The sequence below is a fragment of the Roseateles sp. P5_E8 genome, from assembly GCF_054177665.1.
The window spans coordinates 47921-67723 of record NZ_JBGCUM010000004.1 but is presented as its reverse complement, the minus strand read 5'-3'; the positions used below and the strand labels follow the sequence as shown (position 1 = coordinate 67723).

General features: G+C 68.6%; 23 protein-coding genes, 2 tRNA genes and 1 riboswitch. Of the genes, 12 read left to right on the top strand and 13 right to left on the bottom strand.

Annotation, left to right across the window (positions count from 1 at the left end; genetic code table 11):
* Window positions 1-7: 7 nt before the first annotated feature.
* From ACXRVZ_RS03715 to ACXRVZ_RS03700, 4 genes are read left to right on the top strand one after another with little or no spacing between them, the layout of a single operon-like run.
* Window positions 8-196 carry a hypothetical protein gene (locus ACXRVZ_RS03715; protein WP_457419649.1) on the top strand — a complete coding sequence of 63 codons (189 nt, stop codon included), beginning with the start codon at window positions 8-10 and terminating at the stop codon, window positions 194-196.
* 11 nt (window positions 197-207) lie between these two features.
* On the top strand, window positions 208-1125 hold the full coding sequence (locus ACXRVZ_RS03710) for a thiamine pyrophosphate-dependent dehydrogenase E1 component subunit alpha (RefSeq protein ID WP_457419647.1): 918 nt from the start codon (window positions 208-210) through the stop codon (window positions 1123-1125).
* Between the two features lie 20 nt (window positions 1126-1145).
* The gene (locus ACXRVZ_RS03705) at window positions 1146-2102 is read left to right on the top strand and encodes an alpha-ketoacid dehydrogenase subunit beta (RefSeq protein WP_457419645.1); all 957 of its coding nucleotides are present in this window, start codon (window positions 1146-1148) and stop codon (window positions 2100-2102) included.
* Window positions 2103-2105: 3 nt separating this feature from the next.
* Entirely contained in the window at window positions 2106-2219 is a 114-nt protein-coding gene (locus ACXRVZ_RS03700) for an MYXO-CTERM sorting domain-containing protein (RefSeq protein ID WP_457419643.1), read from the top strand.
* 1 nt (window position 2220) lies between these two features.
* Here the strand turns inward: ACXRVZ_RS03700 and ACXRVZ_RS03695 are convergent, their stop codons facing one another.
* The 5 genes from ACXRVZ_RS03695 to ACXRVZ_RS03675 form a co-directional block, all read right to left on the bottom strand.
* Entirely contained in the window at window positions 2221-3027 is an 807-nt protein-coding gene (locus tag ACXRVZ_RS03695) for an alpha/beta hydrolase (RefSeq protein ID WP_458232188.1), read from the bottom strand.
* Complete coding sequence (locus ACXRVZ_RS03690) at window positions 3024-3590, bottom strand: ABC-type transport auxiliary lipoprotein family protein (protein ID WP_457419639.1); 567 nt, start codon at window positions 3588-3590, stop codon at window positions 3024-3026. The genes ACXRVZ_RS03695 and ACXRVZ_RS03690 overlap by 4 nt, the downstream gene beginning before the upstream one ends.
* Window positions 3587-4552: an MlaD family protein gene (locus ACXRVZ_RS03685; protein ID WP_457419637.1), complete on the bottom strand. Its 966-nt coding sequence runs from the start codon at window positions 4550-4552 to the stop codon at window positions 3587-3589. The genes ACXRVZ_RS03690 and ACXRVZ_RS03685 overlap by 4 nt, the downstream gene beginning before the upstream one ends.
* Window positions 4553-4562: 10 nt before the next feature.
* The gene (locus tag ACXRVZ_RS03680; protein ID WP_457419635.1) at window positions 4563-5402 is read right to left on the bottom strand and encodes an ABC transporter ATP-binding protein; all 840 of its coding nucleotides are present in this window, start codon (window positions 5400-5402) and stop codon (window positions 4563-4565) included.
* Between the two features lie 148 nt (window positions 5403-5550).
* Window positions 5551-6723, bottom strand: a complete 1173-nt coding sequence (locus tag ACXRVZ_RS03675; RefSeq protein WP_457419633.1) for an ABC transporter permease — start codon at window positions 6721-6723, stop codon at window positions 5551-5553.
* A 76-nt stretch (window positions 6724-6799) separates the two neighbouring features.
* On the opposite strand from ACXRVZ_RS03675, the gene ACXRVZ_RS03670 reads away from it, so the two are divergent.
* Genes ACXRVZ_RS03670 through ACXRVZ_RS03655 form a run of 4 tightly spaced genes read left to right on the top strand, consistent with a single transcriptional unit; the run spans window position 6800 to window position 9940 of the window.
* Window positions 6800-7420, top strand: a complete 621-nt coding sequence (locus ACXRVZ_RS03670) for an RNA polymerase sigma factor (protein ID WP_457419631.1) — start codon at window positions 6800-6802, stop codon at window positions 7418-7420.
* Window positions 7420-8025: a zf-HC2 domain-containing protein gene (locus ACXRVZ_RS03665; protein WP_457419629.1), complete on the top strand. Its 606-nt coding sequence runs from the start codon at window positions 7420-7422 to the stop codon at window positions 8023-8025. Before ACXRVZ_RS03670 ends, ACXRVZ_RS03665 begins: the two co-directional genes overlap by 1 nt.
* The gene (locus ACXRVZ_RS03660) at window positions 8022-9233 is read left to right on the top strand and encodes a S8 family peptidase (RefSeq protein ID WP_457419627.1); all 1212 of its coding nucleotides are present in this window, start codon (window positions 8022-8024) and stop codon (window positions 9231-9233) included. The genes ACXRVZ_RS03665 and ACXRVZ_RS03660 overlap by 4 nt, the downstream gene beginning before the upstream one ends.
* A complete protein-coding gene (locus tag ACXRVZ_RS03655; protein WP_457419625.1) occupies window positions 9233-9940 on the top strand; it encodes a TorF family putative porin in 708 nt (235 codons plus the stop codon). The genes ACXRVZ_RS03660 and ACXRVZ_RS03655 overlap by 1 nt, the downstream gene beginning before the upstream one ends.
* Window positions 9941-9966: 26 nt before the next feature.
* Here the strand turns inward: ACXRVZ_RS03655 and ACXRVZ_RS03650 are convergent, their stop codons facing one another.
* Window positions 9967-11277, bottom strand: coding sequence for a leucine-rich repeat-containing protein kinase family protein (locus ACXRVZ_RS03650; protein WP_457419623.1), 1311 nt, complete (start codon window positions 11275-11277; stop codon window positions 9967-9969).
* Between the two features lie 154 nt (window positions 11278-11431).
* Here ACXRVZ_RS03650 and ACXRVZ_RS03645 point away from each other — a divergent pair, with 154 nt between their 5' ends.
* The 3 genes from ACXRVZ_RS03645 to ACXRVZ_RS03635 all read left to right on the top strand — a co-directional run bounded on the left by ACXRVZ_RS03645 (window position 11432) and on the right by ACXRVZ_RS03635 (window position 12870).
* Window positions 11432-12253 carry an HDOD domain-containing protein gene (locus ACXRVZ_RS03645; RefSeq protein ID WP_457419621.1) on the top strand — a complete coding sequence of 274 codons (822 nt, stop codon included), beginning with the start codon at window positions 11432-11434 and terminating at the stop codon, window positions 12251-12253.
* A gap of 201 nt (window positions 12254-12454) precedes the next feature.
* Window positions 12455-12739, top strand: coding sequence for a hypothetical protein (locus tag ACXRVZ_RS03640; RefSeq protein WP_457419619.1), 285 nt, complete (start codon window positions 12455-12457; stop codon window positions 12737-12739).
* Window positions 12739-12870: a hypothetical protein gene (locus tag ACXRVZ_RS03635; RefSeq protein ID WP_457419617.1), complete on the top strand. Its 132-nt coding sequence runs from the start codon at window positions 12739-12741 to the stop codon at window positions 12868-12870. Before ACXRVZ_RS03640 ends, ACXRVZ_RS03635 begins: the two co-directional genes overlap by 1 nt.
* A gap of 11 nt (window positions 12871-12881) precedes the next feature.
* Here the strand turns inward: ACXRVZ_RS03635 and ACXRVZ_RS03630 are convergent, their stop codons facing one another.
* Window positions 12882-13664, bottom strand: coding sequence for a hypothetical protein (locus ACXRVZ_RS03630; RefSeq protein WP_457419615.1), 783 nt, complete (start codon window positions 13662-13664; stop codon window positions 12882-12884).
* A gap of 134 nt (window positions 13665-13798) precedes the next feature.
* Here ACXRVZ_RS03630 and ACXRVZ_RS03625 point away from each other — a divergent pair, with 134 nt between their 5' ends.
* The gene (locus ACXRVZ_RS03625; protein ID WP_457419613.1) at window positions 13799-14170 is read left to right on the top strand and encodes a hypothetical protein; all 372 of its coding nucleotides are present in this window, start codon (window positions 13799-13801) and stop codon (window positions 14168-14170) included.
* Window positions 14171-14244: 74 nt separating this feature from the next.
* On the opposite strand, the gene ACXRVZ_RS03620 is transcribed toward ACXRVZ_RS03625, so the two are convergent.
* The 6 genes from ACXRVZ_RS03620 to ACXRVZ_RS03595 form a co-directional block, all read right to left on the bottom strand.
* Entirely contained in the window at window positions 14245-14823 is a 579-nt protein-coding gene (locus ACXRVZ_RS03620; protein ID WP_457419611.1) for a PEP-CTERM sorting domain-containing protein, read from the bottom strand.
* Between the two features lie 259 nt (window positions 14824-15082).
* Complete coding sequence (locus ACXRVZ_RS03615) at window positions 15083-15742, bottom strand: hypothetical protein (RefSeq protein WP_457419609.1); 660 nt, start codon at window positions 15740-15742, stop codon at window positions 15083-15085.
* Between the two features lie 244 nt (window positions 15743-15986).
* A tRNA-Asn gene (locus tag ACXRVZ_RS03610) sits at window positions 15987-16062 on the bottom strand.
* Between the two features lie 82 nt (window positions 16063-16144).
* Window positions 16145-16220, bottom strand: a tRNA-Asn gene (locus ACXRVZ_RS03605).
* A gap of 36 nt (window positions 16221-16256) precedes the next feature.
* Window positions 16257-18383: a TonB-dependent siderophore receptor gene (locus ACXRVZ_RS03600; RefSeq protein ID WP_457419607.1), complete on the bottom strand. Its 2127-nt coding sequence runs from the start codon at window positions 18381-18383 to the stop codon at window positions 16257-16259.
* Window positions 18384-18449: 66 nt separating this feature from the next.
* Window positions 18450-18555, bottom strand: a riboswitch (TPP riboswitch).
* Window positions 18556-18720: 165 nt separating this feature from the next.
* On the bottom strand, window positions 18721-19803 hold the full coding sequence (locus tag ACXRVZ_RS03595) for an NAD(P)/FAD-dependent oxidoreductase (RefSeq protein WP_457419605.1): 1083 nt from the start codon (window positions 19801-19803) through the stop codon (window positions 18721-18723).

The window sequence follows — 19803 nt, the reverse complement described above, 5'->3', positions numbered from 1 at the left end:
CCCGACCATGACCGCAAGTCCCACCCCCTTGCTGAGCGGCTTGCCCGCCGCCGCCCTGCCGTCGCACAACGAGTTCCCCTGGCCCATCGCGCCCGACAGCGCGCACCGGCCCATGCCCTGCGATGTGTTCTGCACCGTCGAACGCCACCCCGGCCTGGCCCGGCCGCAGGGCTCGGTCATGAGCCTGGCCGGTTGAAGGAGAGCGTCATGACCGCTATCGACCCTACGCTGGCTCGCCTGGACGCCATGCTGCTGATCCGCGCCTACGAGCAGCGGCTCATTGACGCCGCCTCGCCCACCAACCCTGGCAGCTGCACATCGGTCGGCCAGGAGGCCTGCGCCGTCGGCGTCGTCGGCGCCCTGGGCCCGCAGGACAAGCTGCTCACCAACCACCGCAGCGCCGGCCACCTGCTGGCCCGCGGCGCCGACCCCGAGCGCCTGTTCGCCGAGGTGCTGGGCCGCGCCACGGGCTACTGCGGCGGGCACTCGGGCTCGCTGCACATCTCGGCGAAATCGCTGGGCGTGGTGCTCACGTCCACCATTGTCGGCGGCGGGCTGTCACTGGCGCCGGGCGTCGCGCTGGCGCAGAAGCTGGGCGCGCAGCCGGACGGCATCACGGCCGTGTTCTTCGGCGATGGCGCGGCCTGCCAGGGCATCTTCCACGAGGCCGTCAACCTGGCCGCGACCTGGCGCCTGCCCATCCTGTTCGTCTGCGAGAACAACCAGTGGCAGGCCTATGTGCACCGCCGCGAGACCATGCCCGGCGAGTTCGTCTCCGACTGGGTACAGGGCCATGGCCTGGCCGTCGAAGTCGTGGATGGCAATGACGTCGAGGCCGTGCATGCCGCCGCCACGCAGGCGGTGGCCGCCATCCGCGACGACGGCCGGCCGCGCCTGCTGGAGCTGATGACCTACCGCCAGCGCGGCCACTTCGAGCCCGACGACCAGGCCTATGTCTGCGCCACCGAGCACGCGCAATGGCTGGCGCGCGACCCCATCCGGCGCCAGGCCGACCGGCTGGGCTTGGACGCCGACAGCCTCGCCCTGCGCGAAGCCGAGGTGCGAGGCCTCATGGAACACGCCTACGCCGCCGCGCTGACCGCGCCCTGGCCCCAGGTCGCATGAAGGAGCATGAGATGCAGACGATGACTTCCCAACAGGCGCTGATCGCCGCGCTGCACCGCGCCATGGCGGCCGACGAGCGCGTGATTTTTCTTGGCGAGGGCGTGGCCACCAAGAACCCCGAGCTGCTGGCCGCCTTTGGCGCCGAGCGCGTGCGCAACACGCCGCTGGCCGAGGCCAGCATCGTCGGCTGCGCCGTGGGCGCAGCGGCCATGGGCCTGCGGCCCGTGGTGGACTTGCTGTTCACGCCCTTCCTGATGCTGGCCATGGATGCGCTGGTCAACAGCGCCGGCAAGCTCGGGGCCTTGAGTGGCGGCCAGTTCGAGTTCCCGATGGTGGTGCTGGCCCAGACCGGCGCCGGCTGGTCCATCGGCGGCCAGCACAACCACAACCTCGAGGCGCTGTTCGCCCATGTGCCCGGCCTGCAGGTGCTGATGGCCAGCACGCCGGCCGACACCGCCGGCCTGCTGACCGGCGCATTGGGCCAGCCCCGGCCCAGCCTGCTGTTCAGCGACATCGGCCTGGCCCATGCGTCGGGCGACGTGAACGGCGACGAGCTGCTGCTGCCCGGCCGCGCCGCCGTGCGCCGCCGTGGTGACGCGCTGACGCTGGTGGGCTATGGCAAGACCGTGGGCCATTGCCTCACCGCCGCGCAGACGCTGCAGGCCGAGGGTGTGGAGGCCGAGGTCATCGACCTGCGCAGCCTCAAGCCCCTGGACACGGCCACCGTGCTGGCCTCGGTGCGCAAGACCGGCCGCCTGCTGTGCGTGACCGAGGCCAGCGGGCTGTGCGGCCTGGCGGCCGAGCTGTGCGCTGTGGTCGGCGAGCAGGCCTGGGCCCACCTCAAGGCCGCGCCGCAGCGCCTGACCGGCCCCGACGCCCCGGCACTGGCCAGCTGGCCACTGGAGCAGGCCGCCGTGCCGCAGCCCGAGCAGATCGTCGGCCGGGCCCGTGCGCTGCTTCAACCCTTTCTCGTCTGACCCATGAACCAGTCTGACTGCATGACCACGGGCGCGCCCGGACCGTCGACCTGGATGATGGCCGGCGCTGGCGTGTTGCTGCTCGGCCGACTGGGACGCCGCCGGCGCCTGTCTTGAGTCAGCGCAGCGCCGCCAGCGCCTCGGCCATGGCCTGTCGGTAGGCCGGCAGTTCCTGCAGGTCGTTGTGCCCGCCGCCTTCGATGCGCACCAGCCGTGCCTGCGGCACCACCGCCTTCAGCTTGTTGCTTTCGCTGAAAGGGATGATCTCGTCCCGGTCGCCATGCACCAGCAGCAACTGGCCGCGGATGCGCGCGATGGCGAGGTCGGTGCGCAGCGGGTAGCGCAACACCTGCGGCGGCAGCCACGGGTAGTGCTCGCGCGCCAGGCYGGCGATGCTGGCGTAGGGCGACACCAGCACCGTCAGGTCAGGCTGCACGGCCGCCGCCAGCTCGGCCGCCAGGCCGGTGCCGATGGAGCGACCGACGATGACGACGCGCTTGCCGGCATAGCGCGGCGCCACCTCGCGCCACACGGCCATCACGTCGGCATGCAGCTGCGCCTCGTTCTCGATGCGGCCCGTGCTCTTGCCGTAGCCGCGGTAGTCGGGCATGACCAGGTCGAAGCCGGCGCGGCGGTAGAAGTCTGTGTCGGTGAACCAGCTCCGGAGGTTGCCGGCGTTGCCGTGCAGGAAGAACACGACGCCTTTTGGCTCGGGCAGGCGCAACTCCAAAACGGACAGCCGCGCGCCGGGCACGTCGACGAAGCGCTCGTGCACGTCAGGTTCGACGGCAAGCCGCGCGTCGGCCGGCAGCGGCTCGGGGTGGAAGAGCAGGCTCTCCTGCTTCCACCACAGCGCCGCCGTGACGGCCGCCCAGGCGAGCGCGGGCAGTAGCAGCAGCGCCAGCGCGATGCGGGTGGCGCTCAACGGCAGCTCGCGGCCAGCCAAGCGCCCAACTGCGGCAGCCAGGCGTCCACCGTCTGCGCCAGTGCGCGCACGGCGCCCGGCGCGTCGGCCGAGGCGGGGCGCTCGATGCGCCAGTGCTGCTGCAGGGCTGCGCCGGCGCCGCCGGGCCAGAGCGTGGCGTGAACGCGCAGCACGGCCTGGCTGCTCGTGGCGCTGCTGAACTGCTGCTCGAACTCGTCCAGGTGGATGGCGAGCAGGCTGGCGGGCTTGCCCGCGCAACCCGGCGTGGCGGCGAGCTGTTCGCGCAGACGTTGCGTCAGCAGCGCGGCCGGCGGCGCAGCCCAGACGCTGTCGCGGTAGTGCTCCAGGCGCTGGGCCTGCTGGAAGTTCAGGCGGTAGGCAATGCCCTCGGCGGCCAGCCAGGGCGGGGCCGTCACGTCGGCGAGGCGCCAGGCCAGCGTGCTGCCCGCAGCGGTGGTGGTCGGCGCGGGGCCGAGGTCGTAGACGGCGCGGGAAGGTGCGGTCGGCGCGAGGGAGCAGGCGCTCAGGCTCAATGCGGCGAGCAGGGTGATGGCAAGTCTCATTTGCTGGCACCCGTCAGGCGGTCGGCAAAGCCGGCTTCACCCGGCCCGGGCGGGCGGGCGCCGCGGCCGAAGAGCAGGCTTTGCGGCTGGTCGCCCAGGTCGGTGGCGGCGCGCTCGACGCTGCGGCTGGCGGCGGCGATGTCGCCCAGCAGCGGGCGGCTGCGCGGCGGCTGGTCGCCCACCAGCGCGAGTTCGAGGTTGCGTGTGGTCGCCTGCACCTGCACGGCGGCGCCGTCGAGGCGGTCCAGCACGGCGACGCGGGTCTTGAGTTCTTGCGTGAGCTGGCGGCTGTCGGCGGCCAGGGCCTGGATCTCGCGCAGCGCGGCGCTGGCACGCTGGGCCGTGGCGTCGGCGTCCTTCAGGAAGCCGGGCAGCTCACGGGCGCCGGGCTGCAGCGCGGCCATCAGCCGGCTGGTGTCACCGGCGGCCTGCTCCAGTTGCACGAGGCTGCGGTTGAGCTGGTTGCGGTTGGTCTCGCTGAGGAGCGCATTGAGCCGATCGGCCGTCTCGGCAAAGCCGGCGAGCAGCAGCGGCCCGCTTTCGGCCAGGCGGTCCAGCAGTGTCGGCTTGAGCGTGAGGCGGGCGCCGGGTGCGGCGCGCTTCAGTGCTGCCTTGGTGTCGGCCTCTTCCAGGCTGACGAAGGACAGGCCGGTGACGCCCTGCAGGCCGAGCTGGGCATGGGTGCTGGCGGACACCGGTGCGGCGGCGTCGACGGTGATGCCGACGAGGATCTGGCGCGGGTCTTCGGGGTCGAAGCCGATGCTGTCCACCCAGCCGACCTCCACCCCGCGCAGCTTGACCGGCGCCTTCAGGTTCAGCCCCGGCACGCCGCTGCGCGCAACCACGGTGTAGCGCACGCGCTCCGTGCGGTCGCCTTGGAACCAGGCGACGCTGGCGGCCAGCGCTAGGCCCAGCAGCAGCAAGAAAAGGCCGGCGGCGAGGGCGTGGGCTTTGTTTTCCATAACGTGKCGTTCAGACGGTTTGTTCTTCTCTCAGGACTGCGGGTATGCCGCCTTCATCGCTGGTGTCGTCCAGGCTGAGGCGGAAGCGCTTCAGGTCCTCTTCCGCACAGCGCTCCACATGGCCGAGGAAGAAGTTGCGCACGAAGTGATGCGGCAGCCGCGCCACCTCGGCCAGTGGCCCGCAGGCCAGGATGCGCTGCTCGGCCAGCACGGCCACGCGGTCGACGACGGCGAACAGCGTGTCGACATCGTGCGTCACCATCACCACCGTCAGCCCCAGCTCCTGGCGCAGCTTGCGCAGCAGCCTGACGAACTGCTTGGCGCTGTCGGGGTCCAGGCCGGCGGTGGGCTCGTCCAGGAACAGCAGCTGCGGGTCCAGGATCAGCGCCCGCGCCAGCGACACCCGCTTGACCATGCCGCCCGACAGCTCCGCCGGCCGCTTGAGCGCGTCGTCGGGCTTGAGGCCGACCTGGGCCAGCTTCAGCATGACCAGCGGCTTGACGAGACCGGCCGGCACGCTCTTGAGCTCGCGCAGCGGCAGGGCGACGTTGTCGAACACGCTCAGCGCCGAGAACAGCGCGCCGGCCTGGAAGAGCACGCCCCAGCGGTAGCGCACCCGCTCCAGGTCGCGCACGGCGCAGCGGCCCAGCGGGTGGCCAAAGATCTTCACGCTGCCGGCCTGCGGCACTTCCAGGCCGAGCAGCAGGCGCAGCAGCGTCGTCTTGCCCGAGCCTGAGCCGCCGATCAGCGCCATGACCTCGCCACGGTGCACGGTGAGGTTGAGGTTGCGGTGGATGACGTGGCCGCCGAAGGCGGTGGTCACGTTGTCGACTTCGATGATGGCTTCCATGTCAGTTGTCCATGCCGTCATTGCGTTTCCGGCCGAGCGCCGGGCCGCTCCCAAGCCGGCCCGTCATGGCGATGTGCTTGTGGCTCCAGGCCGCAAGCATCGCCGTCCCCGCTGGGGACCGGCCAAGGTACTCCTTGGACGAGGGGTCTCATATGCCCACGTTGGAGAACAGCACGGCAAACACCGCGTCAACGACGATGACCAGCGTGATGGCCGTCACCACGGATTGCGTGACGCTCAGGCCCAGGCTCTCGGTGTTGGGCTTCACGCGCAGTCCGAAATGGCAGGCCAGCAGCGCGATGAGGCCGCCGAACAGGATGGACTTGATCCAGCCCAGCCACAGGTTGACCGGCTCGACGACGCCGGGCAACAGGTGCAGGAACTGCACCGGGTCGAGCTTGAGCTGCGCGCCTGCAGCGACCATGCCGCCCAGCAGCATCAGCGCGCTCGTCCACAGCGCCACCAGCGGCAGCGAGATGGCCAGCGCAATCACCTTGGGCAGCACCAGGCGAACGGTGTGCGAGATGCCCATGACGGACAGCGCGTCCAGCTCCTGCGTGACGCGCATGACGCCGATCTGCGCCGTCATCGCCGAGCCCGAGCGGCCCGCCACGATGATGGCCGCCAGCAGCGGGCCCAGCTCGCGCAGCACGGCCAGGCCGAGGATGTTGACGACGAAGATGTCGGCGCCATAGGTCTTGAGCTGGCGCGAGATCAGGTAGGACAGCGTCAGGCCGACGAGGAAGCCGACCAGCGCCGTGATCGGCAGCGCCTGCGCGCCGGTGCGGTAGACATTGGCCGAGATCTCGCGCCAGCCGATCAGCGAGGGGTGGCGCAGCACGGCCACCAGGTCCAGCAGCAGGCGGCCGGTCAGCGCGACGATGTCGACGCCGTGGCGGGCGAAGGCGAGCAGGCTGAGGCTGGCCCGCTCCAGCCCCGGGCCGAGGCGACGCGGTCGCTTGGGGCTTGCGCTGGGCTGCATGAACTGGGCGAACAGCGTCACATGCTCGGGCAACCACAGCAGGCGCGACGGCGGCTTCTGGCCCCAGCCCTGCCACAGTGTCAGCGCGCCGGCCGTGTCCAGGCGGCCCAGGCCGCGCAGGTCCCAGAGCGCATCGCCGGCGTCGGCCACGGCGCTGGCAATGCGCTGGCGGAACTCGTCGTAGCGCCCGCGCAGGGCCAGCAGCGTCCAGTCCCCGCTGACCCGCCATTCGCGCGGGCCGCTGGACAGCAGCTGCGGTTCGGCGTCGGGCGAGCCGGCCGCCCAGGCCTGGGGCTGGTCGGGGAGGTTGTGCGTGGACAAGGCGCCGGCATCGCTCATGGACGCGACGATACCGTGCGATCAGACCCTAGGATGCCGTTTTGAACCTCCGGGCGCCGGCAGGGAACTCACGCGCATGTCCATCTGGCCCAGCATCCGAAAGAAACGCGAGGCCGCCGCGCCGCCAGCGCGCGGGGCGGCCTCGGAAGCGCTCGAACTGGCCCTGCTGGCCGGCGTCAAGCTGGGCCGGCGGGCAGACTTCGATGCGCTCTACCGCGTCTACCACCCGCGGCTGTGGCGCTTCCTGACGCATCTGATGCGCCAGCCCGAGGCCATCGAGGAGGCGCTGAACGACACCATGCTGGTCGTCTGGCAGCGTGCCGACAGCTTCGACGGGCGCAGCAAGCTGTCCACCTGGATCTTCGGCATCGCCTACCGCAAGGGCTTGAAGGCACTGAGCCGGCAGGACCTGCCCATGGACGAGAGCGAGCAGCCCGAGGCGGCCGACAACGGCCCCGGGCCGGAGCAGCAACTCGGCCTGCTGCAGATGCGCGGGCGGCTGCGCGAGGCCATGGCCGAGCTGTCGCCGGAGCACCGGGCCGTGGTGGAGCTGTGCTACTTCCACGACATGGCCTACGGCGAGATCGCCGAGGTGGTGGGCTGCCCCCCCGAGACCGTGAAGACACGGATGTTTTACGCGCGGCGCCGGCTGCGCCTGCTGCTCGACGACCTTGCCGGGCAGCCAGGAGAACTGTGATGAGTACGGTGATTCCCATGGAACACGATGAGCATGTGGCCGTGCAGGCCCTGCTGCCCTGGTATGCGCGCGGCCAGCTCGGCAATGACGAGACCGCGCAGGTGCAAGGCCATCTGCTGCACTGCCAGCTGTGCCGCAACGAACTGGCCGCCGAACGGCCCATGCAGACGCTGCTGAACGTGGCCGGTGCGCCGCCCGAGGGTGGCGATGCCGAAGCCGGCCTGGCCAGGCTGCATGCCCGCATGCAACCCCCGGCAGCCCAACCGGCGCGGCGCTGGATGCCCTGGGCGCTGGGGGCGCAGGGCGCTGCCTGCGCGCTGCTGCTGGGCCTGTGGCTGCAGGCGCGGCAGGACGTGCCGAGCTACGAGGGCTTATCGGCCGCAGCTGGCGCCCCAGTGGCGGCGGACGCCCTCGTCATGTTCAAGCCCGGCACCAGCGAGCAGGCGCTGCGCGAGCTGCTGCAGGCTGAAGGAGCAAGCGTCGTCGCCGGGCCGACCGAGACCGGCGCCTGGTTGCTGCGCGTCGATGCGCGCGGCCTGGCGGCGCTGCGCGGGGCGCCCATCGTCACGCTGGCCGAGCCACTGCAACCCGGGCCGGCGCGATGAAGCGAACACGGCTCTGGCTGCACCTGCTGGTGCTGCTGGCCTGCTGCATCGCCGGCCGGCCCGCGGCGGCCCAGGCCGAGGAGGCGCAGCGCCAGGTGCTCGTCATGCTGCAGCTGCCCAAGGCGCACTACCGGCCCGACGGCAGCTATGCCGGCAACTACGGCGCCGGCGTGGGCCGGCAGTCGCGCCAGCAGGTCGCGCAAGACCTGGCCCAGCGCCACGGCCTGGAGATGCGCAGCGAATGGCCCATGCCGCTGGCCGGGGTGGACTGCTTCGTCATGCGCCTGCCCGAGGGCGACCGGCGCTCGTCCGCCGACGCGGCCCGCGCCGTCGCCGAGGACCGCCGCGTGGCCTGGGCTCAAGCCGTTGGCATCTATCAGGCCGAGGGCAGCGCGCAAGAGCCGCTCTACGCCGCCCAGCCGGCCGCCAGGCAATGGCAGCTGGCCGAGCTGCACCAGCTCGCCACCGGCCGCGGCGTGCGCGTGGCGGTGGTGGACAGCGGCATCGAGGCCGGCCACCCCGACCTGGCCGGGCAGGTCGCGTTCAACCAGAACTTCGTCGACGACAGGCCCTCACCTGCGGAGAACCACGGCACCGCCGTGGCCGGCATCATTGCGGCGCGGGCCGACAACGGCGCCGGCATTGCCGGCATCGCCCCCCAGGCGCGGCTGCTGGCCCTGCGCGCCTGCTGGCAGGCGGCAAATGCGCAGACGGTGTGCACGGGCCTGGGCTTGGCCAAAGCCTTGTACGCCGCCATCCAGCAGGGCGCTCACATCATCAACATGAGCCTGGGCGGGCCAGATGACCGGTTGCTGGGCCTGCTGCTGGACCAGGCGCAGGCGCGCGGTGCCACCATCGTCGCCGCGCTGCCGGGCAGGGGTGGGCCTCAAAACCAGTTTCCGGCCAACCACCCCGGCGTGCTGGTCGTCGGCAGCGGGCCGCCGCTGCCTACCGGCGCCGTGTTCGCGCCGGGGCGGGACGTGCCGAGCGCGGCAGTGGGCGGCGGCTGGACCGTCGTGACGGGCTCGTCCTTCGCGGCCGCGCATGCCACAGGCCTGCTGGCGCTGCTGCGCGAGCTGGACGCGCGGGCCGTGCCGGCTTCGGCACTCGTGACGGCCGCGCAAGGCCGCATCGACAGCTGCGCCACGCTGGCCCGCCACGCCGGCATGCGCACGGCCTGCAAGCCGCTGGGGCAAACTGCGGACTGATGCTCCGCGCGCCGCCACTCACCACGCTGCTGTTTCCATTCCTGCTGGCTGGCGTGGCGCATGCCGACGTCGGCGCCACGCTGTCCGTGCAGACCGATGCGCGCGAGCGCGGCGTCTCCTACACCGACAACCGGCCCGGCGCCCAGCTGGGCCTGAGCTGGGACGGCGGGGCGGGCTGGTATGCCGGCCTGTCGCTGGCGCGGGTGCGCTTTGATGCCGACCGGCGCGGCGGCTGGCTGCGCGCCTACGGCGGGCGCGTGTTCGAGCTGCGGCCCGGGCTCGACGCCGAGGCGGGTCTGGTGCTGCACCGCTACGAGAGCCTGTCGCGCTACGACTACGCCGAAGCCTATGCGGGCCTGCTGGGCGAGGGCTGGAGCCTGCGCCTGCACCACGCGCCGGACTACTACGGCAGCGCCCAGCGCACGCTCTACGCCGAAGCCAACCTGCGCTGGCCGGCGACGGCCCCGCTGGCGGCGGTGGGCCATGTCGGCGTGCTGCGCAGCCAGGGCGCTTCGCGCTGGGTCAACCAGCCCTACAACCCGAACGGGCCGACGCGCATCGACCTGCGCGCTGGCGCGTCGTGGCAGCTGGGCGAGGGATTCGAGCTGCAGCTCGCCTGGGTATCGGCCGGCCGTGGCGGGCCGGTCATGTGGGCGGGCGCGACGCGGCGCAACACGGCGCTGCTGTCGATGAGCGCTGCGCTCTAGGCGCGATCCCCCGGGACCGTACGGCTTCAGTCCGGCGCTAGCTTGCGCAGTGCCTGCGCCAGATCATGAGCATCTGGGCGGCAGTCAAGGGGGGCTCGCAGGCAGGCTTGCGCTAGCGCCGACGTCGCCTCCAGCGGCGGTGTGGCCTCCTCGCAGCAGGCCACCAGCTCTTTCATCAGATAGCCCAGGGCGCGCACATCCAGCGCTCGCAGCCGCGCCGCCTGATGCGCCGGCACGCTGCTCAGGAAGGATGCCGCGCCGAAGTCGCCCAGCCGGGCCTGCCCGTGGCCGTCGTGCAGGATGTTGTGCGCATACAGGTCGCCGTGCGAGAGCCCGCGTGCATGCAGATGCGCCAGCGCGCTGGCGATGCCGGCGGCCAGCGTCAACGCGGCTCTGGGAGTCAGCCGCAACGCGGGGTCGTAGACGTCGCGCGTGCAGGACGCCAGGCTGGGTGGCCCGGCCAGCGTGCGGAACTCGGGGCCGACCAGCGGCATCAGCAGGCCGCTGGCGCCGGCCGGGTGGTCGCTGAGGCGGCCGATCGCCGGGATCAGATGCGGGTGCTCGCCCGCCTGCAGGCTGGCCGCCAGCTCCGTGCGGGGCAGGCCGTCGCTGGTCACCTCGCCCTTGAAGACCTTCAGCGCGACGGCCTCGCTGCCGGCGCGCGCCGCCCGGTAGATGTGGCCGGACGCGCCTTCGCCCAGCAGCGCCTGCACGTCGAGCTGGCCCCAGGGCACGCGGGGCATGGGCGCGTGTTCGAGCGCATCCGCCTCGTGCGCCGTGCTGAAGGGATTGCCGCCGTGGGCCAGCCAGGTTAGCCGTGGCAGCGCCAGCAGCCAGTCGGGCAGGCCGTCGAGCTGGTTGGCCGAGATGCGCAGCAGCTCCAACCGCTCGCAGGCCGCGAGGCTCTCGGGCAGGGCGCGCAGCCGGTTGCCGGCCAGCATCACTTTCTGCAGCCTGGGCCTATGGCCCAACTCGTCGGGTAGTTCGGCAATGCGGTTGGCGGTCAGAGTCAACCAGCGCAGTTGCGGCGGCAGTGCGGCGGCTGGCACGTCGGTGATCTGGTTGGCCTTGAAGCCCACCATCTCCAGCGCCGCGCAACGGCCCAACACCTCGGGCAGCCGTGTGAAGCGGTTGTTTGAGCAGAAGATGACGCGCAGCCGGTGCAGCCGGGCCAGGTCTCTCGGCAGATCGTCAAGTTCGTTGCCGGACAGGTCCAGCTCTTCCAGCGTGTCGGCCAGCGCGTAGATCTCTTGCGGCAGTTCGCGCAGGCCGGCGCGCAGTGTCAGGCGCTGCGTGCCCTGCAGAGTGCCGGCGCGAAGTTGGTCCAGGGTGTTCAAGCGCGATGGTTCCTGTTGCGGCGAGAAAACCCGACAGGGTATCTCGTGTGAGATCCGCCTCGGATCGCCGGGCCAGCCGTTGCCGACGTGGCATTCGCTTTTTGAAGACGAAGCGCGGGCCATTAGCATTGCGCCATCCTTCGCGAGGTATCCCGTGAAACTCAACGACCTGCTTGCTACCGATGCCTTGATCCCGTCATTGCCGGAGGCGGTCAACCGAATTCTTGGCGAACTCCAGAATGAGGAACCCGATCTGCGCCGGGTCAATCAGCTGTTGTCCGGCGAAGTCGGCTTGACGGTGCGCATCCTGAGGCTGGTGAATTCGGCACGCTACAGCGCGGGCGGTCCCCGCATTGGCACGATCGAGGCGGCCACGGCCATGCTGGGGTTGAAGGCCACGCGCCAACTGGTGCAGGCAGCGGCCGTTGGCGGGGCGTTCAAGGGCGTGCCCGGCGTGGACATGACCGAGTTCTGGCGCCACAGCCTGGACGTCGCCAAGATCGCCCAGTCCCTGGCCGAAGAATTCAGGCTGGACAAGGGCATCGCGTTCACCGCAGGGCTGCTGCACGGCACGGGCGACCTGGTGCTCAAGATGGCGATGCCCGAGCGCGCGAGCCTGCAGCCGGACTTTGCCAGCGATGACAACCGCTACGAGGCCCAGATCGCCGATCTGGGCTATGCCTACCCGGAAGTCGGTGCCGCCTTCGCGTCGCGATGGCTGTTTCCGGAGAGCATCGTCGACGCCATTCGCCATCAATGCGACCCGCAGGAAGGCGACGACCAGACACTGTCCAGCCTGCTGTACCTGTCCTGCTGGAGTGCGCGTGCCCATGAACTGGATATCGAAGGCACCGCGCTGTTCGACACCTTCCCGCGCGGTGTGGCTCAGGCCATCGGCATGACTGACACGGAGCGTCTGTGCGACGACAAGCTCATCGCGTGGACGCCGGCGGACGAAGCGCGCGATTTTTCGTGACTAATGGACCTTAGGCCAAGAAAGAAGCCTCACACGCTTTCGCATGTGAGGCTTTGATTTGGCTCCCCGTTCACTCCACGCTTAGAACCATTTCGATGACGCTGCCGATGCCGCCTCTGAGGCGCGCGGCATAGCGCCGGGCCCTGCAAATGTCAGGGCGGGTGAGGCGCAATCACCCCAGCAAGACAGCTGGAGTGACTCATGGCCAAGGAATTTGTTGAGAACACAGGCAAGAGCGCCAGGGTCATTTATGGCCGCTTGCTGCAGCCTGGCGAGGGCTTCTGGCTGGAGCGCGTCGGTGATCCAACGCCCAAGACCACTCAGCCGGTCTTTGTCGATGCCAACGACCAGCTGGTGGACGATGACGGGGGGCTCTTGGTGTCAGGGGCTGGGACTGGCCACACCAGGCGCGGTGCGCGGCAACAGCCCGCTGTCGAGCGACCTGGCGCCCCAGTGGGGCTTCTCGCGCTTCGCGGCGCCCGGTGATGTTCACGCCGCCGCAGACCATCGTGACAACGGGCGGAACCGGCTTCCAACTGTTGATCCGTCAGCAATGGAGCGCAGCCGCGGTCACGTCGAGCCTCGATATCTACGGCGTGTCGGTCCGCATCGACTGATTCCCGTACCCTCAAATCTCTGAAGGCCGTACTTTCGATCTTTTGATCATCAGAGCGAGAAGCCCTCCGGCCATGAGCCAGATAGCTGGCGGATTCGGCACCGCGCTGGCGTACAGGTTCGTGGTGGGACTGGCCGATGCAGTGAAATATAGGTAGTCACCATTGAGCACAGGCACGTTGATCGTCACGGTGCCGAAGCCCTGGAACTCGCCAATTTGCGGAGGCGCGAGCAGTTGGACGCTGGCCTGCTGCTGATCGCTGCGGTTGCCGCCGCCGCGAGGGTCGTAGCGCGTTTCGGCGCGCAGCGAGACGTAGGCATACGCGAAGCTGTCCCACATTCGGGCGTCGTCCGTCGGGTGCAAGGCTGCAGCCCACGAGTAGTCGACCGAGATCTGCACGGTACCGCTGCCGATGACGGAGAACTCGCCCTCTCGCAGAGCCCAAATGCTGCCAGAAGTGTCGCCGCCGCTGTCGGTGTCGATGCTGTAGGCGTGCATTTCCGACGCGCTCACACTCGCGGTGGCCGACGCCCGGGCATCGCCGACCGATTTGTCAAGGCGCGACGTCCAATCGCCGATGGTCACTGATGAATAAGGGGAGTAGGCGGTGAGCTGCGAACTGAAGTTAAACCATGTCAAGGACGGTGCTACGCCACCATCGTCCGCAATTGGTATGACCGTCAACGAAGCCCAATTGACTTTGACGTCTGATGTGATCGAGGGCGCCGCCTGCGCTGGCGACCATCCTGTCATCAATACAGTGGCCAGTGCGACCCCAGCGAAGTTCATGCCCATTGCTTCTCCAGCGCCAGTGCTGCACACGCCTATGCCAGATCTTGCTCCGCTGCGTGTTTCACAGCAACGACCACCACAAGCCAACTTAGGGGTCACGAGTTCTTGGCGAAGTCGATCCCCATCTCCTGCAGGTGATGAACAGCATGAGCAAAACGCGACTTGAAGAGCTGACCGAACGCCTGAAGGCGCAGGGCGTCGTCGATGTGAAGCTCACGTGGAACGAGGCTGCGCTCGCCACCATGGCGCGAAGCGAGGTGAGCGCGTCCGTTGCAGACTTCATCGAAAGCTATCTCGAAGGCCGGGGCAAAGCCCTACCTGCCGCGCAGCCGGCCGGTGCGCAGACGGGGCAGGAGCTGACGGAGGCGGACATCAAGCGCATTCACGACGGCAATGCGTTCCTGCCAGACTTGGCGGGCCTCGTTGATCTTTGGCCCGGCATCTTGGCCTTCGCCCGCGGGGTCGTCGCAGCAAACCGTGCCCGTCCACGCGCCGTGTCGCCGCGCTGACTTTCCCATCCCTGAGAAGGTACGCTTAGATAAGCTTAGAGTCTGCCGCTGAAGAAGCTGTCGCTGAGTCGAATTCAGCGGCGGGAGCGAAGCCCCCAGCAACCAGCGCCGGCAAGCATAAGCAGGGCAACGGCTGGTTCGGGCACCGCCGATAAGGCAACCAAGTTGTCGACCGACGTGTTGCCGGCGGCAGGACCCGAGAAGGTGAAGCTGCCAATGCCGTTGCTCGAGGTGATGTGATAAGTGGTGTAGATACCGGGGTCGCTCTCCCAGCCCGACGTGCTCGAGACCGTCTTATCGAATATCAAGGCGCCATCCTTGTCCGTCGCAGTCAGCGAAGTGGGAAATGCTGTTGCCACATCAATACTGAAGGACACCAGGCTTGCGGCAAAGCCGCTTTCAAATCTCACGGTGACCGATCTGCGCGATCCAGACGTGCTAAAAATCCAAAGACCGTCCGGGTTATTGCCGCGATTCGAACAGCCCAGTTCCCCAGCGCAATTGAAGTTTCGTGCGTCACTCACTGTGCCGAACCAGCTGGTCTCCCAGGCCGGGAAGTCACCCTCAAAGCCTTCGGTGTACGTAGCGGCCTGGCCAGGGATGCAGACAAGCGCTCCGACGATGGCAAGTGCGAGATGGCCGAATCTATGCATTAGAGCTCCCGGATAGTCAGCCGCCGGAGCATGCGATTGCTTGCCAATTTGCGCACCCCCCTAATTCACGTGATGCCACTTGAAGCCGCCCCCCGCCGGTGGCAGGGCGTCATTCTTTCCTCTGCATGTGTCACGCACCTGCGCCGACCATGAGGCCCACCGCCTCGTCTTCTGCGTGCGGGCGCTGCCCGCAATCGTCCTAGCGGTGCTGTTGGCGGCGCGGATGAGGCCTGCGATCCAGCACAGGATGGGTCGAAAGCTACAACACCCCACCGAGGGTAGGGCGGCCCATGTCGTGGGCACGTCTTCGGTGGCGGACGGCAAGGGCCAGCATCATGCTGCCGGGCAGCAGCAGGGCCGAGCTTGGAGGCTCGGGCACGGGATCGGTAACCGAAAAGCCCAGGGAATACGACGCCATGGCGCCGGAGTTGCTCGATCCGATGGTGCTGACGGTCAATGCATAGAGCTCGCCGGAGTTCAGCCGCAGCGTATTGTCCGTGAGGCTTCCCCCTCCGAACGAGTCCGCCAAGAGATCCACCGAAAAGAGCGGCGGGCTTGACGGAGAGGCCGCGCGCAGCAGCAGATGCAACCCTTGTTCGCCGGAGCCGAGGCTCGGGAAGGTCCAGAAAGTGGTCCGGAACTGCCGCAACACATATCCTGCGCTGCCTGGATGGCCAATGTAGAAGTGGATCGTGTCGGACGTGTCGCCCTGCCAGTTGACGTAGCCGACCAAGTTGGTCGTGGGGTCATAGATGCCCGTGGAAACAATGTTGAAGCCTGTTGGCGCATCAGGCGAGTCGTAGTCCCAGAAGGGCTCACCTTCAATCACAGGCCCCCAGGTGGCAAGAGCGGGTGGGGCTGTGAAGATAAAGACCGCCGAGGCGGCTGCTCGGGAGAGGGTGCGACACAGGCTGGACATGAAGATCTCCGGAAAGCAGGCGGCTTCAGTCTGAGCTTTTGGGGCTCTTTGCACGACACCTAACGTGTGGGTGCTTGCATGATCAGAGCTTGATCTCCGCCAACGTGCATCCCTCGGATGTTTGTGCGCTTGTTTGTGCGCCACCAAGGGCGGCTCGGATCGGTTCTAACTACCTGACCTGAGCGGCGCATTGGACGGTGCAAAGAAAAAGCCCCATCCGCTTGCGCGAATGAGGCTTCTGATTTGGCTCCCCGACCTGGGCTCGAACCAGGGACCTACGGATTAACAGTCCGGCGCTCTACCGACTGAGCTATCGAGGAATTGTTCGGTCAACCCGCTTGCGCGGGTTTTTGATTTCAGGCCTGCCGTTCGGTTGCAGTGGGCTCTTTTTCTATGTCTGTTTGGCTCCCCGACCTGGGCTCGAACCAGGGACCTACGGATTAACAGTCCGGCGCTCTACCGACTGAGCTATCGAGGAACAGAGCCCGTGACTATAGCAGTCTTTTCAGGCGCCTCAGAGCCGGACCTCCAGGCTCGCGCGCAAAGTGCGTGGCGCGAGTGGGTAGAGGTAGCTGTGCTCGAACTGCCAGGGCGACTCGCGCCAGGCTCGGCGGTTGGCGAGGTTGTCGACGGCTGCGCGCCAGATCCAGGTCTGGTTGCCCACGCCTTGCGTGTAGCGCAGGCCGGCGTCAGCCACCGTCCAGGCGGGCACGGCGATGCCGTTGTCGGGCGTGGCGAAGCGGCTGCCCTCGTGGCGAAGGCCGAGCTGGGCTTGCAGGCCAGGCAGCAGGTCCTGGCGAAGGTGGGCCTTGATCGTCGTCTGCGGCACGTTGGCCGGGCGCAGGCCGTTGAGGCTGGCGTCGGCGCTGCCTTCGCGGCGTGCCTGCAGGCGCATGGCGCTGGCGAACAGGCCGCCACCGCTCCACTTCAGGTCGGCGCTGGCCTCGATGCCGCGATGGCGGGCGAAACCGTCGGCCACGCGCTCGCAGCTGTCGTTGGCACTGCACTCCGTGAAACCGGGCAGCACGATGTCGCGCCACGCGGGGCGGCGGATGTCGAAGGCGGTCAGCGAACCTTCGACGCGCTGGCTGCCGGTCTTCAGGCCGATCTCGGTTTGGCGGCTCTTCAGCGCGGGCAGGGCCTGGCCGCGGTTCTTGTAGCGCGCGCGGTTGGGGGCGACTTCGCTCTCTATGCCCTGGCCCCAACTGGCGTAGACCAGCCAGTCGCTTGCAATGGCATGGCTGAGGGCGAGCCAGGGTGTGGTGACGCTCTGCGAGTAGTCGGTCGGCCGTGAGCCATCGGTGCGCACGCTCTCGCGGTGCAGGCGGGTGTGGCGCAGGCCCAGCCAGGCGCTGGTGTCGGCGCTCAGCGCCACGCGGTCGCGCAGATAGAGCTCATTGCTGCGCTCATCGCGGTTGGTGTTCTCGTCGGTCAGGTCGGGCTGGGCAGTGGTGACGGCGCTGCCGTCCACGTTGCCGATGCCGGCCCAGTTGTAGGCCTGGCGCTGGAAGCGGCTCTTGAACTGGCTGCTCAGTCCACCGACGGTGACGTCATGGCGCAGGCCGGCCAGCTGCACGGGGCCGCTGGCGGAGACGTCCAGCGCCGTCGTGTCGCGGTGCTCGTTCTCGCTGCGGAAGTCGTAGAGGTCGTAGCTGCCGTCGGCACAGAAGCGCGAATAGTCGTCAACGGCGGAACAACCGAACGCGTAGGCCAGGCGGTCATCGGTGCGTAGCCGCTGGATGCCGAGGGCGGCCTGCACGCGCCAGTCGCCAGTCAGCTTGTGCTGCACGCGCAGCGAGGCGTGCGTGTTGTCGAAGACGACGGGCAGGCTCCAGGGCTGGTTGTTGAGGTTGAGCTTGGGGTCGACGCTGTTGGCGTCGGGCAGGCGGTTGCCCAGCAGGCTGAAGCCTTGCTGGCTGGGCTGGCTCTGGCGGTTGATCTCGACTTCGGCCTCGACGAGGGTGTCGGGGCTGACGCGCCAGTCGGTGGCCAGCGCGACCGTGTGCGACCGGCCCTTGCTGTTGCGCAACTGCGGGTTCAGCTGGGCCGCCGCGAGGTTGACGCGCAGGCCGAACTCGCGGCTGGCACCGAAGCGCTGCGAGTGGTCCAGGCTGGCCTGCACCGAGCCGCCCTGGACGGCTTCCAGCATCAGCGCCGTGGCATCGTCGGCCAGCGGGCGCTTGACGACGAAGTTGACGATGCCGGCCGGCGAGCTGGTGCCCGCCTGCATGCCGGAGCTGCCCTTCAGCACTTCGATGCCGGACTTGTTGACCAGCGGCAGCGCGGTCTCGCCGCTGATGGGCAGGCCGTCGCGGCGCAGGTTGAAGCGGTTGTCGAGGTCGAAGCCGCGAATCTTGAGCTGCGACCAGTAGCCGACGGCGTTGTAGGCGTCCGAGACGGAGGCATCGATCTTGGTGATGCCCGACAGCTGGCTGATGCCGAGGTCGTCCAGCCGTTCGGCGGACAGGCTCAGCGCCTGCATCGGCAGCTTGGCCGGCGGGTCGTTGAAGCCGGACAGGCTGGGCACGGCCTCGGTGGCCTTGCCGGTCACGCGGACCTGCGGCAAGGACTGGGCGGAGGCGATACCGGCGGCCAGCAGGGCGGCGGCGGTGGCGATGAGGGAAAGAGTGTGTCGTGCCATCGGAATGCAAAGCGATGGCAGGTCGGCAAACGACGGAGCCCAGGGGCGAGAGACGAAGATTCGGCCTGGGCTATCAGCGTGCTTCCCTGCGCGAGGATTACCTCAATCAGGTTCAAAGGGACTGTCTCAGTCGCGCACTGCCGTGGCCGGCGCAACACCCCTAGCGAAGACGCGTCACCGAAGCGACGCGCTGAGCCGAATTCTATGCCTGCCGAGCCCCTAACCCGCCAGGCTTGCGCAATGGTGTCGCAGCAAGGCGCAAAGGCGAAGACAGTAGCAACGCTACGGCAAGCCTTTGCAACGCCGCTGCGGCGCCATTTCGCAAGCCCCCTCCCAGTCAGTCGAAGACGGGGGAATCGACGCCTAATACCTTGTGCAGCTTGGGGCTGGTCGTCGTGTATTGCAGATGCACGCGCTTGTCGGGGAAGACATAGGGCGCCGCGCCAAATGCCGCCAGCGCGGTCTCGTGGAAGCCGCTCAAGATGAGCTTCTTCTTGCCCGGATAGGTGTTCACGTCACCCACGGCGAAGATGCCCGGTACGCTGGTCTCGAACTTCTCAGTGTCGACAACGATCTGCTTGCGCTCCAGCGCCAGGCCCCATTCGGCAATCGGGCCGAGCTTGGGGCTGAGCCCGAAGAAGGCCAGCACCTGGTCGCAAGGCACGACGCGCGTGATGCCGTCGTTGCCGGTGATCTTCAGGCCCGTGAGCGCGCCGTCCCGCTCGTCGATGCCGGTGGCCTGGCCGACGATGAACTGCATCTCGTGGGCGTCGCAGAGTTCGTGCATCTTCGCGACGCTGGCTGGCGCCGCTTTGAAGCCGTCCCGGCGGTGCACGAGGATGACGCTCTCGGCCTTGTGCGGGTTGCCGTCGGCATGCGCGGCGCAGAAGTTCAGCGCCCAGTCCAGCGCGGAGTCGCCGCCGCCGATGATGAGCAGGTTCTTGCCGGCGAACTGGGTGGGGCTCATGACGCGGTAGTGGACCTGCTCGCCCTCGTACTTCTCGACGCCCTCGACCTTCAGCGTGCGCGGCTGGAAGCTGCCGACGCCGCCGGCAATGAAGACCGTCTTGGTGACGAGCTGCGTGCCCTTGTTGGTCTCGACGATGAAGCGGCCATCGTCCAACTTCTGCACGACGGTGACTTCTTGCCCGAGGTGGAAGCTCGCGCCGAAGGGCTGGATCTGCCGGAGCAGGTTGTCCGTCAACTCCTTGCCGGTGCACACGGGCACGGCCGGGATGTCGTAGATGGGCTTGTCGGGGTAGAGCTCGATGCACTGGCCGCCGGGGTAGGCCAGGCTGTCGATGACGTGGGCCTTGATCTCCAGCAGGCCCAGTTCGAAGACCTGGAACAGGCCGACCGGGCCGGCGCCGACGATGACGGCGTCCGTCTCGATGGCGTCGTCGTCTTCGATTTCTTCCAT